Annotated in this window: 14 protein-coding genes; 5 read left to right on the top strand and 9 right to left on the bottom strand. The window is 68.2% G+C overall.

What is annotated here, in order from left to right; all coding sequences use genetic code 11:
• Window positions 1-16 precede the first annotated feature (16 nt).
• From ACIBG5_RS07080 to ACIBG5_RS07060, 5 genes are all read right to left on the bottom strand, one after another.
• The gene (locus ACIBG5_RS07080; RefSeq protein WP_396390598.1) at window positions 17-1708 is read right to left on the bottom strand and encodes an ABC transporter substrate-binding protein; all 1692 of its coding nucleotides are present in this window, start codon (window positions 1706-1708) and stop codon (window positions 17-19) included.
• 183 nt (window positions 1709-1891) lie between these two features.
• The gene (locus ACIBG5_RS07075; protein ID WP_396390597.1) at window positions 1892-2392 is read right to left on the bottom strand and encodes a GNAT family N-acetyltransferase; all 501 of its coding nucleotides are present in this window, start codon (window positions 2390-2392) and stop codon (window positions 1892-1894) included.
• Between the two features lie 183 nt (window positions 2393-2575).
• Window positions 2576-3766: an SWIM zinc finger family protein gene (locus ACIBG5_RS07070; RefSeq protein ID WP_396390596.1), complete on the bottom strand. Its 1191-nt coding sequence runs from the start codon at window positions 3764-3766 to the stop codon at window positions 2576-2578.
• Complete coding sequence (locus tag ACIBG5_RS07065) at window positions 3763-6594, bottom strand: DEAD/DEAH box helicase (protein WP_396390595.1); 2832 nt, start codon at window positions 6592-6594, stop codon at window positions 3763-3765. The genes ACIBG5_RS07070 and ACIBG5_RS07065 overlap by 4 nt, the downstream gene beginning before the upstream one ends.
• Window positions 6595-6642: 48 nt before the next feature.
• A complete protein-coding gene (locus ACIBG5_RS07060) occupies window positions 6643-8535 on the bottom strand; it encodes an ABC transporter ATP-binding protein (RefSeq protein ID WP_396390769.1) in 1893 nt (630 codons plus the stop codon).
• A gap of 172 nt (window positions 8536-8707) precedes the next feature.
• Between ACIBG5_RS07060 and ACIBG5_RS07055 the strand changes: the two genes are divergently transcribed.
• From ACIBG5_RS07055 to ACIBG5_RS07040, 4 genes are read left to right on the top strand one after another with little or no spacing between them, the layout of a single operon-like run.
• Window positions 8708-9490 carry a TetR/AcrR family transcriptional regulator gene (locus ACIBG5_RS07055; protein ID WP_396390593.1) on the top strand — a complete coding sequence of 261 codons (783 nt, stop codon included), beginning with the start codon at window positions 8708-8710 and terminating at the stop codon, window positions 9488-9490.
• Between the two features lie 29 nt (window positions 9491-9519).
• Window positions 9520-10194: a TetR/AcrR family transcriptional regulator gene (locus tag ACIBG5_RS07050; RefSeq protein WP_396390592.1), complete on the top strand. Its 675-nt coding sequence runs from the start codon at window positions 9520-9522 to the stop codon at window positions 10192-10194.
• The gene (locus ACIBG5_RS07045; RefSeq protein WP_396390590.1) at window positions 10188-11921 is read left to right on the top strand and encodes an ABC transporter ATP-binding protein; all 1734 of its coding nucleotides are present in this window, start codon (window positions 10188-10190) and stop codon (window positions 11919-11921) included. Before ACIBG5_RS07050 ends, ACIBG5_RS07045 begins: the two co-directional genes overlap by 7 nt.
• The gene (locus ACIBG5_RS07040; protein WP_396390588.1) at window positions 11918-14008 is read left to right on the top strand and encodes an ABC transporter ATP-binding protein; all 2091 of its coding nucleotides are present in this window, start codon (window positions 11918-11920) and stop codon (window positions 14006-14008) included. Before ACIBG5_RS07045 ends, ACIBG5_RS07040 begins: the two co-directional genes overlap by 4 nt.
• 62 nt (window positions 14009-14070) lie before the next feature.
• Here the strand turns inward: ACIBG5_RS07040 and ACIBG5_RS07035 are convergent, their stop codons facing one another.
• The gene (locus ACIBG5_RS07035) at window positions 14071-14682 is read right to left on the bottom strand and encodes a CGNR zinc finger domain-containing protein (protein WP_396390586.1); all 612 of its coding nucleotides are present in this window, start codon (window positions 14680-14682) and stop codon (window positions 14071-14073) included.
• An 84-nt stretch (window positions 14683-14766) separates the two neighbouring features.
• On the opposite strand from ACIBG5_RS07035, the gene ACIBG5_RS07030 reads away from it, so the two are divergent.
• On the top strand, window positions 14767-15939 hold the full coding sequence (locus ACIBG5_RS07030; RefSeq protein WP_396390584.1) for an MFS transporter: 1173 nt from the start codon (window positions 14767-14769) through the stop codon (window positions 15937-15939).
• Here the strand turns inward: ACIBG5_RS07030 and ACIBG5_RS07025 are convergent.
• Genes ACIBG5_RS07025 through ACIBG5_RS07015 form a run of 3 tightly spaced genes read right to left on the bottom strand, consistent with a single transcriptional unit; the run spans window position 15917 to window position 18836 of the window.
• A complete protein-coding gene (locus ACIBG5_RS07025) occupies window positions 15917-16729 on the bottom strand; it encodes an alpha/beta fold hydrolase (RefSeq protein WP_396390582.1) in 813 nt (270 codons plus the stop codon). The genes ACIBG5_RS07030 and ACIBG5_RS07025 overlap by 23 nt on opposite strands.
• A complete protein-coding gene (locus ACIBG5_RS07020; RefSeq protein ID WP_396390580.1) occupies window positions 16726-17919 on the bottom strand; it encodes a M20 family metallopeptidase in 1194 nt (397 codons plus the stop codon). The genes ACIBG5_RS07025 and ACIBG5_RS07020 overlap by 4 nt, the downstream gene beginning before the upstream one ends.
• Window positions 17916-18836: a 5'-3' exonuclease H3TH domain-containing protein gene (locus tag ACIBG5_RS07015; RefSeq protein ID WP_396390768.1), complete on the bottom strand. Its 921-nt coding sequence runs from the start codon at window positions 18834-18836 to the stop codon at window positions 17916-17918. The genes ACIBG5_RS07020 and ACIBG5_RS07015 overlap by 4 nt, the downstream gene beginning before the upstream one ends.
• Window positions 18837-18851: the final 15 nt, after the last annotated feature.

Genomic DNA, 18851 nt, shown 5'->3' with positions numbered 1-18851 from the left:
CAGGCGGAGAGAACGCTCACTTGGCGAATCCGGCGAACGCCGTCCGGATCACGCCGTCCGGGAACGTCTGGACACCCAGGAGCTTCTTCGAGACGCCGGTCAGGTTGCGCTGGCGGTACATGTAGATCAGCGGGTCGTCCTCCTGCAGCTTGCTCACGACATCGCCGTACAGCTTGATCCGCTGCGCCTTGTCGGTCGACTGCCGCGCGTCGGTCAGCAGCTTGTCCACGTCGGGGCTGCTGTAGCCGGCGACGTTCTGGCTGCCTTCCGAGCCGACGAAGTTGTAGATGTTCGCGTCCGGGTCGACCCGGCCGGACCAGCCGAGCTGCAACAGCTCGAACTCACCACGGTCCTGCTGGTCGAGCAGTGACGCGTACTCGACCGGCTTGATCTCCAGCTCGAACCCGCCGTCCTTCACCATCGCCTGCAGCGCCTGCGCGAGCCGCAGACTGTCCGGGTTGTTGGAGGTGATCATGCTGACCTTGTACGGCGTGGGCACGCCGGCGTCGGCCAGCAGTTGCTTCGCCTTCGCCGGGTCGTGCGGCGGGCAGACCTGCGCGGCGTCGGAGGTGAACTCGCTCTTCGGTGAGACCGGCGAGCAGGCGACCGTGTTCAGCCCGTTGAAGATCGTCTTCACCAAGGCTTCCCGGTCGATCGACAGCGCCAGCGCCTGGCGCACGCGCGGGTCCTTCGCGATCGGGGTGTCGAGCGGCTTGAGCGGCTTGCCGATGCCGTTCGCGTTCGCGACGTTGATGGTCAGGCCCTGGTACCCCAGCGACTGCGACTGCAGCACGGTCATCGTGCCGTCCTTCTGCAGCTGCGGCGCGTCCTGCGTCGACAGCGAGTCGGCGATCTGCGCGTCACCGGACTTCAGGTTGGCCGAACGGATGCTGGAGTCGGTGATGATCCGGTACTCGATCGCGTCCAGGTGCACCTTGGCGGCGTCGTAGTACAGCGGGTCCTTGACCACCTTGATCGAGTTCTGCGCGACCCGGCTGGCGAACTTGAACGGTCCGACACACACCGGTGCATTGGAGAAGTTCGCGCCGAGCTTCGACACCGCGGCCGGGCTCAGCACCATACCGGCCCGGTCGGCCAGCGCGGCGGTCAGCGGGGCGAACGGCTTCGACAGCTTGATCACCACGGTGTTCGGGTCCGGCGTCTCGATCGAGGTGATCGGGCCGAGTTCGCTCTTGCGGCCGGAGCCGGCGATCGTCAGGCCGCGCTCGATCGAGATCTTCACCGCGTTCGAGTCCATCGTCCCGCCGTCGGCGAACTTCACGCCCTGCTTCAGCGGGATGGTCAGGCTCAGCCCGTCGGCCGAGATGGTCGGCAGCGCGGTGGCCAGTTGCGGCACGACCTTCGCGTCCGGGCCGAGGTCGTACAGCTTCTCGCACATGGTGTGGAAGACGTAGCGCGAGTACAGGCTGCGCGACAGCGACGGATCCAGCTTGTCCGGGTCCGCGGACAGCGCGACCGTGAGCGTGCCGCCCTGCTTGACCTGTGCCGGGTCGGCCGGGTCGCCGAACACGTCTTTGCCCTCCGCCGACTGGGTTTCCCCGCCCCCGTCATTGCCGGCCGGCTCGACGGGAGAACAAGCCGTTCCGACGAGCGCGAGCGCGATCACCCCCACCATGGTTCCGGCGACCATCGGGCGGCGGCAGCTCCTGCTGGAGCGGTTCAGTAAGGACGGAAGTCGACGAGTCATCGCGTGCTCCTGAGTAGGCGGTCCTGTCGACTGTTTCATGTATACAAGGCAGGTGCGCAAGTGATTCGGCGAGTTTGGCTGAACCTTTTACGACCGCCTGCCGTAGTCACTGCCGAACGCCCGAGTGCCGACCGCCGCGAGGCCGCCGGAGGCTGTGTTACGCCCCGGCGGCCCCGCGGTCGATCAGGTCGTCACTGGATACGTGAGGTCACCAGTGGGCGGTCGCTGATCACCGAGGGCGAGCGCCATCAGGTTCGGTCCGTCGTACTGCGGGTGATGGATGCCGAACTCGATCGCCTGCCGGAATCCGAACCTCGGATAGTACGTGTCGTGACCGAGCACGATGACAGTCTGCTCATCACAATCACGCGCGGTGTCGAGCGCCGCGATGACCGCCGCGCTCCCGGCGCCTTGTCTCTGGTACGCCGGAAGTACGGCAACCGGACCCAGGGACACGATCGGGGTGTCGCCGACGTGGGCGCGGGTGAGCAGCGCGTAGGCAACCGGTCGGTCATCCGGTGTGGTTGCCACGAGCGACAACCCCGGCAGGATGGCGCTCGGGTCCGAACGCAAGGCATCGAGGAAGTCGACCTCGAACTGGCGGCCGAAGGCCTGCCAGGTGATGTCACGGACCGTGTCGGCGTCGGCCGGCGTCTCGGCGCGGGTGTTCCAGGTGATGGACAACGGAGAATCCCTTTCGGGCAAGGGGTTCCGCCGGTCTTGGTCAGACGGAACCCGGGGTGAGTTGGATGAGCGTGTCGACTGCCGGGCATGCGGCAGCACTCGTTCGCGCCGACATCAACTCACCTCCTCGATGCTCCGAAGTTCCCGCCACCTTAGCCACGTTGTCAGATGGTCGCACCGGATTTACGACTCGATGGCCAGGGCGGTGAGTGGATCGGTCGTGGCGGGTGCCGTTGGGGTCCAGGTGTCGTCGACCAGGCGGTACGGGTGCCAGCGGCCGTGGTGGTCGAGTCTGAGCTGGGTGTCCGGGCCGAGGACGAGTTGGTTGCCGAGGACCTGGATGGTGAGCTCGTCGTCGGCGGCAAGCAGTTCGGTCCGGGCGCGGGCGAGCTCGGCGGGATCGGGTGTCCAGGTGTGCTCGAGGACGTCGAGGCCTGGCGCTCCGCCGTACCGCCAGGCTTGGATGCCCAGGGCAAGCTCTTCGGTCCGGCCGGTTGCGGTGGCCAGGGTGTCACTCAACTCGGGGAAGTCCGCGGCCAGTCGTACTGCGTCCTGCCATTCGTCGAGCCTCTGCGGCTCGCTGGTGCCGTTGAGCAGCGCACTCAACAACGCGCGAGCCCGCCGAGCGGCGTCCAACACGAGCAGCGGCAACAGAGTCGGCCCGAAGCCTGCGGGCGCCTCGATCCCAGTCACCGCCAGCTCGTCGATGACGACCTTCCCCGGCAGGTCCGGAACGTCGGGCAGCGCGCCGACCGGAGTCGCGAGTACGTCGTGCAGTGACGCGCCGACGTCGTCAGCTTCGTCAGCCGGTGCCGTCTGGCTCCTCGTTTGCAGTTGGTCGAGCAAGTCGTCGCGGGAGGAGCCGCGGAGAAGGAGGAGGACGAACGGGTCGGAGTCGAGCAGCCAGGCGACTTGGTAGCAGAGGGCCGCCGCGTGCTGGCAGGGGAGTTCCCAGCCGTCGCAGGTACAGCTGGGGTCGAGGTCGCCGATACCGGGGAGCAGCGAGACGCCCGCGTCGGCGGCGGCTTCCACCAGGTCGTGCGGCATCTCACCGTCGAGGAGCGCGGCGATGTGGCCCGCGCGAGCGGCTACTTGGTCGAGGAAGCGTCTCCACTCGGAGTCACTCAGCTCATCGACTCGAACGACGGCCTCGAAGGTGTCGTCGGGGGAGTAGACGGTCGCCGCGATCCGGCCCGGGCTGATCGTGATCGTCCCGACCTGACCGGAGTTCGCGTACCGCCGTCCCTTCCGCAGCTGGTCCGCATCGAGCGAGGTGTCCTCGAGTGCCTGCACCCACGTCCGCGCCCACCACGAGCGCCCTTGAGTACTCCGCCGCTGTGCCGGAAAGGCAGGAAATCCCTGAGCCTCCGTCATCGTGCACCTCTTAGCTCAACGAGGTCGGCGAGTTCGGTGTCGGAGAGTTCGGTGAGGGCCGCCTCGCCGCCGGTCAGGACGGCCTCGGCGAGTTCACGCTTGCTGCTCAGCATGGTGGCGATGCGGTCCTCGATGGTGCCTTCGGCAATCAAGCGGTGCACCTGCACAGGCCGCGTCTGCCCGATCCGGTACGCGCGGTCCGTCGCCTGATCCTCGACCGCCGGATTCCACCACCGGTCGTAGTGCACGACGTGATCCGCCCGGGTCAGGTTCAGGCCGGTCCCGGCCGCCTTCAACGACAGCAGGAACACCGGCACCTCGCCGTCCTGGAACCGCTCGACCATCTCCTCACGCTTCGGCACGGGCGTCCCACCATGCAGCAGTTGCGTACCGATGCCGCGGTCGGCCAGATGCCGCTCGAGCAGCCGCGCCATCGCGACGTACTGCGTGAAGACCAGGACCGCGCCGTCCTCGGCCACGATCGTCTCCAGCAGTTCGTCCAGCAGTTCGAGCTTCCCGGACCGTCCGTTCAGGCGCGCGTCCTCGCCCTCCTTCAGGTACTGCGCCGGGTGATTGCAGATCTGCTTGAGTCCGGTCAGCAGCTTCACGATCAGCCCGCGCCGAGCCATCCGGTCGCTGGCCTGCACTTCCGTCATCAGCTCGCGAACCGTTGCCTCGTACAACACCGCCTGCTCACGCGTGAGGGACACCGGCTGATCGGTCTCCGTCTTCGGCGGCAACTCGGGCGCGATGCCGGGATCGGACTTGCGGCGCCGGAGCAGGAACGGCCGCACCAGCTTCGCCAGCCGCTCCGCGACCTCCTCGTCCTTGTCCGCCTCGATCGGCGCTGCCCACCGATTCCGGAACGTCCCGAGCCGGCCGAGCAGACCGGGCGTCGTCCAGTCGAGGATCGCCCACAGCTCGGACAGGTTGTTCTCCACCGGAGTGCCGGTCAACGCCACCCGCGCCTGCGACGGCACGGTCCGCAACGCCTTCGCCGTACTCGACGACGGGTTCTTCACATGCTGTGCCTCGTCGGCAACGACCATCGCCCACCGATGACCAGCCAGCCGTACGGCGTCGCGCCGCAAGGTGCCGTACGTCGTCAGCACGAAGCCGTGCTCGGCGTCGTCGAGTGATCTCGAGGAACCGTGGAAGCGACGTACCGGGGTGCCTGGGGCGAAGCGCTGGACCTCGCGCTCCCAGTTGCCGAGCAGGGACGCCGGACAGACCACGAGGGTGGGGCCCGCGGTGGCGGTCGACTCCTGGCGGTGCAGGTGGAGCGAGATGAGAGTGATCGTCTTGCCCAGACCCATGTCGTCGGCCAGGCAGCCGCCGAGTCCGAGCGAGGTCATCCGGGAGAGCCAGCGCAGACCGCGGAGCTGGTAGTCGCGGAGGGTGGCGTGCAGGCCGGCCGGTGCCTCGATCGGTTCGTCGGCGCGGTCCGGGTCGGCGATCCGGGCGCGCAGATCCGCGAGCCAGCGCGTCGGCTCGATCGTGACTTGGCGGCCGTCGATCTCGGCGCTGCCGGTGAGTGCGGCGCTGAGGGCGTCGATCGCGGTGACTGGTTTGAGGATCCGCTCGCGGGCCTTCCGAGCCAGGTCGGGGTCGATCAGCATCCACTGGTCACGAAGTCTGACCACTGGTCGGGTCGCCTCGGCTAGTTGGTCCATCTCTGCCTCGGTCAGTGGCTCGCTGTCAGGGTCATTGCCGAGGGCAACCTGCCAGCTGAAGTCGAGGGTGGCGTCGCCGCCGAAGAAGCTCGGCAGGTCGCTGGGCGGTCCGTCCGACGACGTGATCGCGGCCCGAGCGGTCAGCGCACGCCCGAGGCTCCGCGGCCAGTGCAGGTCCACCCCGGCTGCCGTCAGCCGCTGCGCCGATCCCGCCAGCAGCTCACCGATCTCCTCGTCGGCCAGCTCCATCCGATCCGGTACGGCGGAGTCCAGGAGGCGACCCAAGGGTGTCCACATGCGGGCGGCCCGCCGGATCGCCAGCGTCGCGTCGATCCGCGCCCGTGGACCGAATCCGGCGACGTCCTCGGCCCAGACGTCGTACGCGTCCCGCACCAGAGTCGGGTCCTTCAGGCTGTGCAGCTGCACTACCGCCGAGAACGCCAGTGAGTCGGCCATCTCGATCCTCAACGAGATCCGCACCCCGGTGTCCAAACCCACCGACACCTCGTCGGCCCACGACCGCAACCGCTCCGCTCGCTGCGGGGTGGACGCCGCGAACAGCCCGGACTGATGTGCCTTCGCAGCAGCCGGCGACCGCGGCATCCCATCCGCAACCGCATCCACGAACGCCCGCACCAGATCCTCAGCAACAGGCAACCGCACCCCACCGCCACCGGCAGGCCCGATCGGCGCCGGACCACCCGATGGGGGATCTGGTTCGAGGGGGAGGGCTCGGGCTGACGGTGGCATGGCTTCGGCCAGTTCGAGGAGGCGGGTGACATCGCCCGCATCGAGGGGACCGGCACGCCAGGCGTCGTGGCCGGCCGGGGAGACGCCGGGAAGAAGCTTGCCCCGGGCCACCAACTGCAGTGCGATCAACGAGGCGCCGCCCCAGAAGGCGGCCGACGGATGAGCGCCGTGCGCGCGCCGCGCACGGCCCAGCACCGGCACGGCCTCCGCGACGGTCAGCTCGATCGCGCGGACCGAGCGCGGCTCCGCGTCGACGACCAGCTCCAACTCCGTCTGCTCACCAACGCCCAGCGGAAGCTGCCCACCGGCCGGATCCCAGAACGCGATCCGGCCCTCCCGCGGCGGATCGGCCGGCTTGAACACCACCGCACACCCCAACAGCTCCTGCTGCCCCGTACTCGCCAACCCGACGTCCTCCCTAACCACTTCTCATGCGATCCGCAGCAAACGACCTCAGACCGTGACAGCCTCCACATCAGCCGCACCGCTGTCCGGCTGATCGAACTGCGTCCGGTACAGCTCCTCGTACCGACCGCGCGCAGCGAGCAGATCCGTGTGGGTGCCACGCTCGATGATCCGGCCGGCCTCGATCACGAGGATCTGGTCGGCAGCCCGGATGGTCGACAACCGGTGCGCGATCACCACCGCCGTACGTCCGGCCAGCGCCTCGGTCAGCGCTGCCTGGACAGCCGCCTCGTTGGTCGAGTCCAGCGCCGCGGTGGCCTCGTCGAGGATCACGACCCGCGGTTGCGCGAGCAGCAGCCGAGCGATCGTGAGCCGCTGCCGCTCACCACCCGACAACCGGTACCCACGTTCACCGACCACCGTGTCCAGCTGATCCGGCAGCGATCTGATCAGTTCACCCAGCCGTGCCCGGGTCAGCGCATCCCACAGGTCGGCCTCCAAGGCCTCCGGCCGAGCGAGCAACAGATTCTCGCGGATCGAGTCATGGAACAGGTGACCGTCCTGCGTGACCATGCCGAGCGTTTCCCGCAGCGACTCCGCCGACACGTCCCGTACGTCGACCCCGGCGAGCTTCACCGCGCCCGAATCGACGTCGTACAACCGGGGGATGAGCTGCGCGATGGTCGACTTCCCGGCGCCGGACGAGCCGACGAGCGCGACCATCTGCCCGGGCTCGGCGCGGAAGGACACGTCATGCAGCACCTCGACACCGCCGCGGGTGTCGAGCTTGGCGACCTCCTCGAGCGAGGCCAGCGAGACCTTGTCCGCGGACGGGTACGCGAAGCCGACCTGCGCGAACTCGACCGCCACCGGCCCCTCGGGCACCCGGCCGGCATCCGGCTTGTCCTTGATCAGCGGCTCGAGATCCAGCACCTCGAAGACGCGCTCGAAGCTGACCAGTGCGGTCATCACCTCGAGCCGCGCACTCGCCAGCGCCGTGAGCGGTGAGTACAGCCGGGTGAGCAGCAAAGCCATCGAGACGACAGAACCCGCGTCGAGCTGGTCGCGTAGCGCGTAGAACCCACCGAGTCCGTAGACGAGCGCCAGCGCGAGCGCCGACACCAGGGTCAGCGCGGTGACGAAGATCCACTGCACCATCGCGGTCCGCACGCCGATGTCGCGCACCCGCCGTGCCCGGATCGCGAACTCCAGCGACTCCCGCTTCGGCCGGCCGAACAGCTTCACCAGCGTCGCGCCCGGCGCCGAGAACCGCTCGGTCATCTGCGTGCTCATGGTCGCGTTGTAGTTCGCCGCCTCCCGCTCCAGCGCGGCCAGTTTGGTCCCGACCCGGCGGGCCGGTATCACGAAGATCGGCAGGAGGATCAGCGCGAGCAGAGTGATCTGCCACGACACCCCGAGCATCACGACCAGGGTGAGCACCAGCATCACGAGGTTGCTGACGACGCCGGACAGCGTGTCGCTGAACGCGCGCTGGGCCCCGATCACGTCGTTGTTCAGCCGGGAGACCAGCGCTCCGGTCCGGGTCCGGGTGAAGAAGGCGATCGGCATCCGCTGGATGTGGTCGAACACCGCCGTCCGCAGATCCAGGATCAGTCCTTCACCGATCCGCGCCGACAGCCAGCGCGTCCACAGGCTGATCCCGGCCTCGGCGATCGCGATCACCGCGATCAGGAGGGACAGCTGCAGAACGAAGCTGAACGCCTCCCCGCCCACGATCGCGTTGACCACCTTCCCGGCCAGCACCGGCGTCGCGACCGCGAGCACGGCCGCGCCGACGCTCAGCACGAGGAACGCGATCAGTTGCCGCCGGTGCGGGCGCGCGAAGGCGAGGATCCGCAGCAGTGTGGCCCGTGAGAACGGGCGTTTCTCGTCCTGGGCGTTCATCGCGTGGTACAGCGAGTTCCACGCGGTCATCTCCATGCTCACGGCTGTGCTCCGCTGGGATCGGTCGATCGGGAAGGTCGATGATTCAGGACAGCACCGACAGTTCCCGACCGTAGAACCTCGACAGTGCTTGAGGTCAATCGACTTTTAAACTGAGTACGCTGTACGAAGTGCGGTTGAGTGTAGCCAATCCGGAGGAATCGCGCACATGAATCAGGAGTACAGCGGCAGCGGCGACCCGGCGCGGAGCCTGGAGCTGCTCTGGCGCCGGCGGCCGCAGCCGACCCGCGGGCCGAAGCCGGCGCTCACGGTGGAGGGGATCGTCGAGGCCGCTGTGCGCGTCGCCGACGCCGAGGGGATCGGAGCGATGTCGATGCGCCGCGTCGCCGACGAGCTCGGTGCCGGCGCGATGACGCTGTACCGCTACTTCCCGGGCAAGGGCGAGTTGCTCGACGTCATGCTCGACACCGTGTACGGCGAACTGCCGCGGCGCGAGGTGGACGGGGACTGGCGAGCCCGGATCGACGAAATGGCCCGGGAGAACCGCGAGCTGTACCTGCGCCACCCGTGGATGCTCCAGATCGCGGTCAGTCGCCCTCCGCTCGGTCCGCACGTGATGGCGAAATACGAGTACGAACTCGCGGCGATCGAGGGCATCGGCCTGACCGACGTCGAGATGGATGCCACGGTGGCTCTGGTGAACGGGTACGTGCACGGCGCCGTACGGACCGACGTCGAGGCGCGACAGGTGATCCAGCGGTCGGGAATGACCGACAAGGAGTGGTGGCTGGCACACGTGCCGCACCTGGACAAGATCGCCGACGCCCAGCAGTTCCCGCTCGCGACCCGGGTGGGGACGACGGTCGGGAATGAGTTCGACGCGCCGTACGACTCCGATCATGCGTTCGAATACGGTCTTGCGCGGCTCCTGGACGGCGTGTCCGCGCTGGTGGAGAACCGGTCTGGCCCGAAAGTGCGAAACAAGTTGTGAGTGAGTACTCACTCAGTTAATCTCGACACGTGACACCACGAGCCACACCACTGCCACCCGAGGAACGGCGCGCCGCCATCGTCCGGGCCGCGCTGCCGTTGCTGGAGGAGTTCGGCGCCGACGTGAGCACCAAGCAGATCGCCGAAGCGGCCGGCATCGCCGAGGGGACGATCTTCCGGGCCTTCGGCAGCAAGGATGCGCTGATCGATGCCGTGATGGCGACCGCGTTCGACACCAGTGACCTGATCACGGCACTGGAGAACGTCGACCGCTCGCTGCCGCTTCGGGAGCGCACCATCGCCGCGGTCGAGGTCGGTCAGAACCGCCTGCGCAGCGTCTTCAAGCTCATGTTCACCCTACGGATGCGCCGGCCGCCCGACTTCAAGTCCATGCCGATGGACGAGGCCCACCGCAAGCGCCAGTCCGACCTGGCCAACGCCGCGTTCGCCGACCTGCTCCGCCCGGATCAGGACCAGTTGCGCTTCCCGCCCGAAGAGGTGGTCCGCCGGATCGGGCTGATCACCTTCTCCGCCACCCACCCAATGATTTCCGGTGGCGTCGTACTGACCGCCGAGGAGATCGTCGACTTCGCGTTCGACGGTGTCCGCTGGCACGACTCCGGTCAGCACGCCGCCCCCGGGGGTGTCGCCGAGTACGCACTCGGCGGTGCTCGCCATCACGACTCTGGGGATGATCGATGCTAGTTCGACTCTTGCGTACGCACCTGCGTCCGTACGTGGGAAACCTGTCCATAGTGGTCGTCCTGCAGCTGATCGGGACGATCGCTTCTCTCTACCTGCCCAGCCTGAACGCCGACATCATCGACAACGGCGTGGCCAAGGGCGACACCGACTACATCATGCAAACCGGCGGCTGGATGCTCGCTGTCAGCCTGGTGCAGATCATCTGCACGATCATCGCGGTGTACTTCGGTGCGAAGACCGCCGCGCTGTTCGGCCGGGACGTCCGCGCCGCGGTGTTCCACCGGGTCGGCGAGTTCTCCGCTCGGGAGGTCAACCAGTTCGGTGCACCGACACTGATCTCGCGCAGTACGAACGACGTCACCCAGATCCAGATGCTGGTGGTCACCACCTGCACGATGCTGGTAGCCGCACCGATCACGATGATCGGCGGCGTGTTCATGGCGGTCCGCGAGGACGTCGGCCTGTCCTGGCTGGTGGCCGTCGCCGTACCGCTGCTGGCGATCTGCGTCGGCTTCATCGCGAGCCGGATGGTCCCGCAGTTCCGGAAGATGCAGAAGAACATCGACGGGGTGAACCGGGTACTGCGCGAGCAGATCTCCGGCATCCGGGTGGTCCGCGCCTTCGTTCGCGAGCCGCACGAGGTCGAGCGCTTCGGCGAGGCGAACCAGAACCTGACCGACACGGCCATCCGGGCCGGCCGGCTGATGGCGCTGGTGTTCCCGACGGTGATGCTGATCCTGAACGTGTCGAGTATCGCGGTGCTGTGGTTCGGCGCCTCCCGGGTCGAGAACGGGACGATGGAGGTCGGTGCGCTGACCGCCTTCCTGAGCTATCTGATCCAGATCCTGTTCTCGGTCATGATGGGCGTGTTCGTGATGATCATGGTGCCGCGCGCCGCGGTCTGCGCGGATCGGATCTCCGAGGTCCTGGACACCGAGTCCTCGGTCCGGCCGCCGGTCACCGCGATCAAGTCGTTCACCGGTCGCGGTCAGTTGGTCTTCGAGAACGCGTCGTTCCAGTACCCGGGTGCGGCCGAGCCGGTACTGCGCAACATCGACCTCGTCGCGTCGCCGGGGCAGACGACCGCGATCATCGGCAGCACGGGTGCGGGCAAGACGACGCTGCTCTCGCTGGTGCCGCGGTTGTTCGATGCCACCGGCGGGCGGGTGCTCGTCGACGGGATCGACGTACGCGACATCGAGCCGGAGGCGCTCTGGGAGCGGATCGGCCTGGTGCCACAACGGCCGTACCTGTTCTCCGGGACTGTCGCCAGCAACCTGCGCTACGGCAACCCGGACGCGACCGACGAGGACCTCTGGCACGCGCTGGAGATTGCCCAGGGCAAGGACTTCGTCGAGGCGATGCCGGAAGGGCTGGAAGCGCCGATCGCACAGGGCGGCACGAACGTGTCCGGTGGTCAGCGGCAGCGGCTCGCGATCGCGCGGGCACTGGTCCGCAAGCCGGAGATCTACCTGTTCGACGACTCGTTCTCCGCGCTGGACCTGTCCACCGACGCCCGGCTGCGGGCGGCGCTGCGGCCGATCACGGCGCAAGCGTGTGTGGTGATCGTGGCGCAACGCGTGTCCACGATCGTCGACGCCGACCAGATCGTGGTGGTCGAGGACGGCGCGATCGTCGGCAAGGGCCGGCATGACGAGTTGCTCGACACCTGTCCGACGTACGTCGAGATCGTCGAGTCCCAGCGATCCGCGGAGGAGGCAGCATGAGCGAGGAGAACAAGACCCCGCCCTCTCCGAACGGACAGGGACCGGCGGCTGCGACGCCCGAGGCGGCGCCGGCCGGTGGTACGACGACGGTGAAGGCGACCGAGCGGCCGACCACGGGCCGGGCGTTCGGGCCTCCGGGTGGTATCCCGGGGGACAAGTCGATGAACTTCGGTCCGTCGGCGAAGCGGCTGCTCGGGCGGTTGCGGCCGCATCGGCTCCAGGTGACCGTTGTCGTCGCACTCGCGGTCTGCAGCGTCACGCTGTCGGTGCTCGGGCCGAAGATCCTCGGCCGCGCGACCGACATCATCTTCTCCGGTGCGATCGGCAAGCAGTTCCCGAGCGGTCTGACCAAGGACCAGGTGATCGAGCAGGCCCGGGCCTCGGGCAACGGCCGGCTGGCCGACCTGCTCGGCGGGATCGACCTGATCCCGGGCGTCGGCATCGACTTCGATGCCCTGCGCAACGTCCTGCTGATGGTGCTCGGCCTGTACGTCGGCGCGTTCTTCCTGTCCTGGATGCAGGGCTACATCCTGAACGGCGTGGTCCAGCGGACCATCCTCGCGCTGCGGTCCGACGTCGAGGGCAAGCTGAACCGGCTGCCGCTGAGCTACTTCGACGGCGCACCACGCGGCGAGCTGCTCAGCCGGGTGACGAACGACATCGACAACATCTCGACCAGCCTGCAGCAGACGCTGAGTCAGCTGCTCACCTCGCTGCTGACGGTGATCGGCGTCGTCACGATGATGTTCGTGGTCTCGCCGCTGCTGGCCCTGATCGCGCTCGTCACGATCCCGATCTCGATGGTCCTGACCGCGGTGATCGCCAAGCGGTCGCAGGTCCGGTTCGTCGCCCAGTGGCGTCATACCGGCGCGTTGAACGGCCAGATCGAGGAGGCGTTCACCGGGCACGAGTTGGTGAAGGTGTTCGGCCGGCAGAAGGAGATCGAGGAGAGCTTCGCGAAGAAGAACGAGGAGCTGTACCAGGCCGCGTTCGGGGCGCAGTTCATCTCCGGTCTGATCATGCCGGTGATGATGTTCATCGGGAACGTCAACTACGTGGTCATCGCCGTCATCGGTGGTCTGCGGGTCGCCTCCGGCACGATGTCGCTGGGCGACGTCCAGGCGTTCATCCAGTACTCGCGCCAGTTCACCCAGCCACTGACCCAGGTGGCCTCGATGGCCAACCTGCTGCAGTCCGGGGTCGCCTCGGCCGAGCGGGTCTTCGAGGTACTGGACGCCGACGAGCAGGTGCCGGACGACGCGACGCCGGAGAAGGTCACCGACTCCCGCGGGCGGGTCGCGTTCGAGCACGTGTCGTTCTCGTACGACCCGGACAAGCCGCTGATCACCGACCTGAGCCTGGTCGCCGAGCCCGGCCAGACGGTCGCGATCGTCGGTCCGACGGGTGCGGGCAAGACCACGCTGGTCAACCTGATCATGCGGTTCTACGAGCTGAACGGCGGGCGGATCACGCTCGACGGTGTCGATATCACCGAGCTGACCCGCCACGACCTGCGGTCGCGGATCGGGATGGTGCTGCAGGACACCTGGCTGTTCGGCGGCACGATCCGGGACAACATCCTCTACGGCAACCTGAAGGCCACCGAGGAGGACATGCTGGCCGCGGCCAAGGCGACGTACGTCGACCGGTTCGTGCACAGCCTGCCCGACGGGTACGACACAGTGATCGACGAGGAGGGCAGCAACGTCAGTGCCGGTGAGAAGCAGCTGCTGACCATCGCGCGGGCGTTCCTGGCCGATCCGCAACTGCTGATCCTGGACGAGGCGACCAGCTCGGTCGACACCCGCACCGAGGTCCTCGTGCAGCGGGCGATGGCCGCACTCCGCTCCGATCGCACCAGCTTCGTGATCGCCCACCGCCTCTCCACGATCCGCGACGCGGACCTCATCCTCGTGATGGAGAACGGCGCGATCGTCGAACAAGGCAACCACCGCGAGTTGCTCGCGGCCGACGGCGCCTACGCCCGCCTCTACAACGCCCAGTTCAGCGGCGCGGTAACAGACATCGACGAGGAAGCCGCAGCCCTGACACCTACCCCGGCAGCAGCCCCCGCCGTACGCCGATAATCCGGGACGGGGACGCCTACCACCAGGCGTCCCCGTCCACGGCTATTGGAGAGCCGAGACTCTCAGGCTGAGTGGGGCCGCGTGCGTCGAGCGTAGGCACGAGCCGCGCGGACCCGGTCGCCGCAGCGGGTGGAGCACCAGTGGCGGCGGCCGTGGCGGAGCAGGTAGCGGTTGCAAGGTGGGGAGTCACAGGCGGCGAGGGTGTCAGCGTCGGCGCTGGTGAGGAGGTCGGCGGCGCTGGCGGCGATGGTGGCCAGGGCGCGGTCGAGGGTCTCGTTCGGGGGACAGATCGCGGCGCGGTACGGACCGTTCTGCTCGTCCCAGAGCAACAGTGACGCTGTCGGGACGCGGGTCAGGGCGTCGTTGACGGCGGAGAGGGCCGATGGCAGCGCGGGAAGCCCTTCGACCCGGGCCGCGAACAGCGCGCGCACATGTTCGCGCAGGGCGCGTAGCTGCGTCGCGCACATCTCCTGAACACCGGCGTCGTCGGCCGCGAGCGCGTGGCCGGTGAGCCACTGGTTCACCGCCTCCGGCGTACCGAGGAGGTCGACGTACTGACCGCCGGGCAGCGCGATCGCGGTGTTGACGAAGTCGAGGGCCAGGTAGTCCTCGGCGCCGGGGGCAGGTGGCAGCGGGGCGGTTGGTGCCGGCTCCGCAATCGACGGCTCACTCATGGATCTCATGGTACAGCTTGCCAATATCCGTGAGAACCGCCTACGGTTCTCACGGATAAACCGCAATGTATTCGTGAGGAGATCATGAGAGGCACACTGCTGGCGTTGATGGTCTGCGTCTTCGGCGTCACCACCGGCGAGTTCGTGCTCGCTGGGATCCTGCCCGCGGTCGCCGGCGATCTGGAGGTCTCGATCCCCGCGGCCGGCCTGCTGGTGACGGCGTACGCACTCGGCATGATCATCGGCGGACCGTTGCTGACAGCAATCACCGCCGGCCGTCCACGCAAGCGACTGGTGCTGGCTCTGCTGGTCGTCGCCGTGGCCGGCAACCTGCTGTCGGCTCTGGCGCCCGGGTACGAGGTCCTGTTCGCGGCGCGGATCGTGACCGCGCTGGTGACGTCGACGTTCTTCGCGAACGCGATCGTCATCGTGATTTCGTCCGCGCCGGCGGGCAAGCAGGGGGCGACCGTCGCGAAGTTTGTCTTCGGCATGAATCTGGCCATGATCCTCGGCGCACCGCTCGGCACCTGGATCGGCGAGGCGTTCGGCTGGCGCGCGACGTTCGGTGCGATCACCGCGTGCTGCGCCGTCGGGCTACTCCTGGTCGCCCGCTTCGTGCCAGGCAACCAGGCCGGCACGCGTACCCGGGCGCTGGGGGAGTTCGCCGTCTTCCGCGATCGCGACCTGCTGCTTGCGATCACCACCACCGCGGTCGCGAACATCGGTCTGCTCATGGTGTTCACGTATCTCGCGCCGTTGCTGACCGGACCTGGTTCGTTCGCCGCAGGCGCGGTCGCTCCGATGCTGCTGATCTACGGTGTCGGAGCAACGATCGGCAACCTGCTCGGCGGCCGGCTGGCGGACCGGGCGTTGTTGCCTTCCCAGCTCAGCGCCCTGAGTGTGCTCGTCGTCCTGCTCATCGCGCTGCGGGTCAGTCCGACGCCGGTGGTCACCGGCTTGCTGGTGTTCGCTGCCGGAGCCGTCGGCTTCTCCGTGATCCCCGGCATGCAGAGCCGCGTCCTGAGCACGGCCGCGGCTGCCCCGACCTTGGCGATCGCCGTCAACGCCTCGGCGTACCAACTCGCGGCAGCATGTGCCGGATGGCTCGGCGGCCGGATCATCGCCGGCCCCGGGCTCCCCGCGATCTACCTGGTCGCCGCCATCACCACCGTGCTCGGGATCGGGCTCACCGCACTCGCGTTGCGCCGCGACCGAGTTGGTCCGGGCGAACTCGTCAGCCGGACAGAGAACGCGTGAGGAACTCCCGGAACTCGCCGGGCGCGGAGAACATCGGCATGTGATCCGCGCCCGGCAGCACCTCGAGCTCGGTGTTCGGGGCCTCGTCGGCCAGGCGTCGGGCCCAGAGTTGGGTGCCCTGGAAGTCGCGGCCACCGACGAGTACGGACAATGGCGGCTTGAGCTCGGCGAACCGGGTCTTGATCGGGGGATCGAGCTCCTCGCCGTGATGGACGGGCATCGTCAGCACGCGGGAGTTGGCGATCGCCAGGCCGATCAGCAGGCGGCGGTCGGCGTTGTTCACCATCGGGCACCAGCCGCCGACGTCGTACGCCGCGGCAGTCGGGATGCCGTCAACGGCCAGGATCTCCTCGAGACGGGTGAAGTGTGCCCGCATCACCACGCGAGCCGCCGCCTCCGCCGGGCTTGCGTCCGGGAACTCCCCGAACGATCCGGCCACCGCGCACACCCGGCGGACTCGGTCGGGATACCGGTGCGCGAACCCCAACGCCCGCCGGGCACCATCGGAGGAGCCGATCAGCACCGCACGCTCAACGCCCGCCGCATCCAGGACCGCTGCCAGGTCGTCGATCTCGCTGTACGCCGCGTACGACGGTGACGAGAGCCCGTTGTCCCGGTAGTCCCAGGTAGTGACTCGCGCCGTCTCCGACAGCCATGCCACCGTCGAATCCCACATCCGGACGTCGGCCAGGCCGCCGTTCAGGAGCACGACATCCGGGCCTTGGCCGTGCTGCTCGTAGTAGAGGTAGCCGTCGGGCACCTCCACGAAGTTCCTCGTCGCGTTGATCATCGGGCGAGGCGGCGTACGGCGAGTTCGGCCAGGAGGGCGGCTCCGTCGGGGAGGACGGAGTCGTCGAAGTCGGCCAAGGGCGAGTGGTTGTCGGCGGCCGCGTCGGGGTCGGCGGACCGGCAGGCGCTGAGGTTGAGGTAGACGCCGGGGACCTCGTTGAGGACATAGGACATGTCCTCGGCGCCACAGCGAGGGTTGGCGCGTTCGCGGAAGCGGTCGGGGCCGAAGACGTCGACGATGACGTCGCGGGCGAACTGATACTCCTCGACGTTGTTGACTGTCACCGGGTAGCCGATCCGGTACTCGGCCTTGGCGACCAGTCCGTGCGCCGAGGCCATCGCCTCGACCAGTTGGATCGACGCCTGCTGCACCTTCGCCCGGGCTTCTTCGGAGAACGTCCGGACGGTCGCGTCGAAGAACGCGTCGTCCGGGATGATGTTCTCCTTCGTGCCGCCCGCGATCCGTCCGACCGTGAGCACGACCGGGTCGAACACATCGAACTGACGCGTGATCATCGTCTGCAGAGCGGTCACGATCTCGCAGAGCACCGGGATCGGGTCCTTGCCGCGGTACGGCGTCGACCCGTGCGTTCCCGCACCCACGACGCGGACGTTCAGCTGGTCGGCCGCCGCCATGAACGAGCCCGGACGGCTGCTCCACATCCCGCGCGGTTGTCCTGCGGACCCGACATGCAGTCCGTACGCCGCGTCCGCACGTCGGCCGGCCGCCTCGAGCACGCCCTCGCGGATCATGATCGGCGCCCCGCCAGTGGTCTCCTCGCCCGGCTGGAACATGAACACCACGTCACCGGCGAGCTCAGCCTGCATCGCCGACAGGATCTTCGCGGCGCCGATTAACCCGGCGACGTGGAGATCGTGGCCGCAGGCATGCATCATCCCGGGATGCTGGGACACGTACGGGACGTCGACCCGCTCGCTCACCGGCAGCGCGTCCATGTCGCCGCGGAGCAGGACGACCGGCCCGGGACCGCCTCCGCCGCGCAGTACGGCGGTCACCGAGGACAGCTCCTTGCCGAGCGTGATCTCCAGCGGCAGGCCGGCGAGCGCGTCGAGGATGAGTTGCTGGGTCTTCGGCAGTTCGAGGTCGTACTCCGGCACCTGGTGCAGCGCCCGGCGGAGGGCGACGATCTCGTCGCGGAACTGCTCCGCCAGCTCGACAGTCCGGGTCATGCCTTCGGTCCCAGGTTCAGTGCGTTCATGACCCGCTGGGCGCTGCCGCCCAGCTCGAGCAGTTCGACCAGGTCGAGCCATCGTTCTGGGTCCTCCACCTCGCTCGGGATGGTTGCGTCGAACGTGCCGACCGGCGCGTCCTTGGCCACCGCGACCACCTTCGGCGCGACGTCGAGGTAGTCGCTCGCCTCGAGGATCTTGCGCTTCACCGACGGCGACATCGGCGTACTCGGATCCGCGGCCGCGGCCCGGATCGCGTCCAGATCGCCGTACGCCGTGACCAGGGAGGCTGCTGTCTTCTCACCGATGCCCTTGACGCCGGGCAGACCGTCGGAGGCGTCACCGCGGAGCGTCGCGAAGTCGGCGTACCGGTTCGCGGGGACGTCGTACTTGGCGAGCAGCGCCTTCTCGTCGTACACGTCGGCCCGGCCGACTCCGCGCGCGGCGGTGTAGACGATCCGGATGCCGCGGCTGTCGTCGATCAGCTGGAACAGGTCGCGGTCGCCGGTGACGACGTCGACCGGCATAGTCGCCTGGTGCGAGAGTGTGCCGATCACGTCGTCCGCCTCGTGATCGGCCGCGCCGACGATGGCGATGCCGAGGGCCTCCAGGCAGGCGCGGATGTACGGCACCTGGACCTCGAGCCGGTCCGGTACGTCCTCGACCTGCTCGCCCTTCGGCGTCACGAACTCGACCCGCTGCGCCTTGTACGACGGGATCAGCGCGACTCGCCAGGACGGTCGCCAGTTGTCGTCCCAGCACGCCACCAGGTGGGTCGGCCGGTGGTTCTCGGCCAGCCGCGCGATGAAGTCGAGCAGCCCACGGACCGCGTTGGTCGGCGTACCGTCGGCAGCCTTCATCGTGTCGGGGACGCCGAAGAAGGCGCGAAAGTACAGCGACGCGGTATCGAGCAGCATCAGCCGCTGGGTCGT

Source organism: Kribbella sp. NPDC050241, assembly GCF_044459685.1.
Classification (GTDB): Bacteria; Actinomycetota; Actinomycetes; order Propionibacteriales; family Kribbellaceae; genus Kribbella.
This window is presented reverse-complemented; position numbering and strand designations above follow the sequence as displayed.

Bases quoted from the DNA above. Each gene is read 5' to 3' on its own strand.
- ACIBG5_RS07080 (WP_396390598.1), bottom strand. From the start codon at position 1,708: ATGACTCGTCGACTTCCGTCCTTACTGAACCGCTCCAGCAGGAGCTGC.
- ACIBG5_RS07055 (WP_396390593.1), top strand. From the start codon at position 8,708: ATGAATCAGGAGTACAGCGGCAGCGGCGACCCGGCGCGGAGCCTGGAG.
- ACIBG5_RS07025 (WP_396390582.1), bottom strand. From the start codon at position 16,729: ATGATCAACGCGACGAGGAACTTCGTGGAGGTGCCCGACGGCTACCTC.
- ACIBG5_RS07070 (WP_396390596.1), bottom strand. From the start codon at position 3,766: ATGACGGAGGCTCAGGGATTTCCTGCCTTTCCGGCACAGCGGCGGAGT.
- ACIBG5_RS07035 (WP_396390586.1), bottom strand. From the start codon at position 14,682: ATGAGTGAGCCGTCGATTGCGGAGCCGGCACCAACCGCCCCGCTGCCA.
- ACIBG5_RS07020 (WP_396390580.1), bottom strand. From the start codon at position 17,919: ATGACCCGGACTGTCGAGCTGGCGGAGCAGTTCCGCGACGAGATCGTC.
- ACIBG5_RS07060 (WP_396390769.1), bottom strand. From the start codon at position 8,535: ATGGAGATGACCGCGTGGAACTCGCTGTACCACGCGATGAACGCCCAG.
- ACIBG5_RS07045 (WP_396390590.1), top strand. From the start codon at position 10,188: ATGCTAGTTCGACTCTTGCGTACGCACCTGCGTCCGTACGTGGGAAAC.
- ACIBG5_RS07030 (WP_396390584.1), top strand. From the start codon at position 14,767: ATGAGAGGCACACTGCTGGCGTTGATGGTCTGCGTCTTCGGCGTCACC.
- ACIBG5_RS07040 (WP_396390588.1), top strand. From the start codon at position 11,918: ATGAGCGAGGAGAACAAGACCCCGCCCTCTCCGAACGGACAGGGACCG.
- ACIBG5_RS07015 (WP_396390768.1), bottom strand. From the start codon at position 18,836: ATGCTGCTCGATACCGCGTCGCTGTACTTTCGCGCCTTCTTCGGCGTC.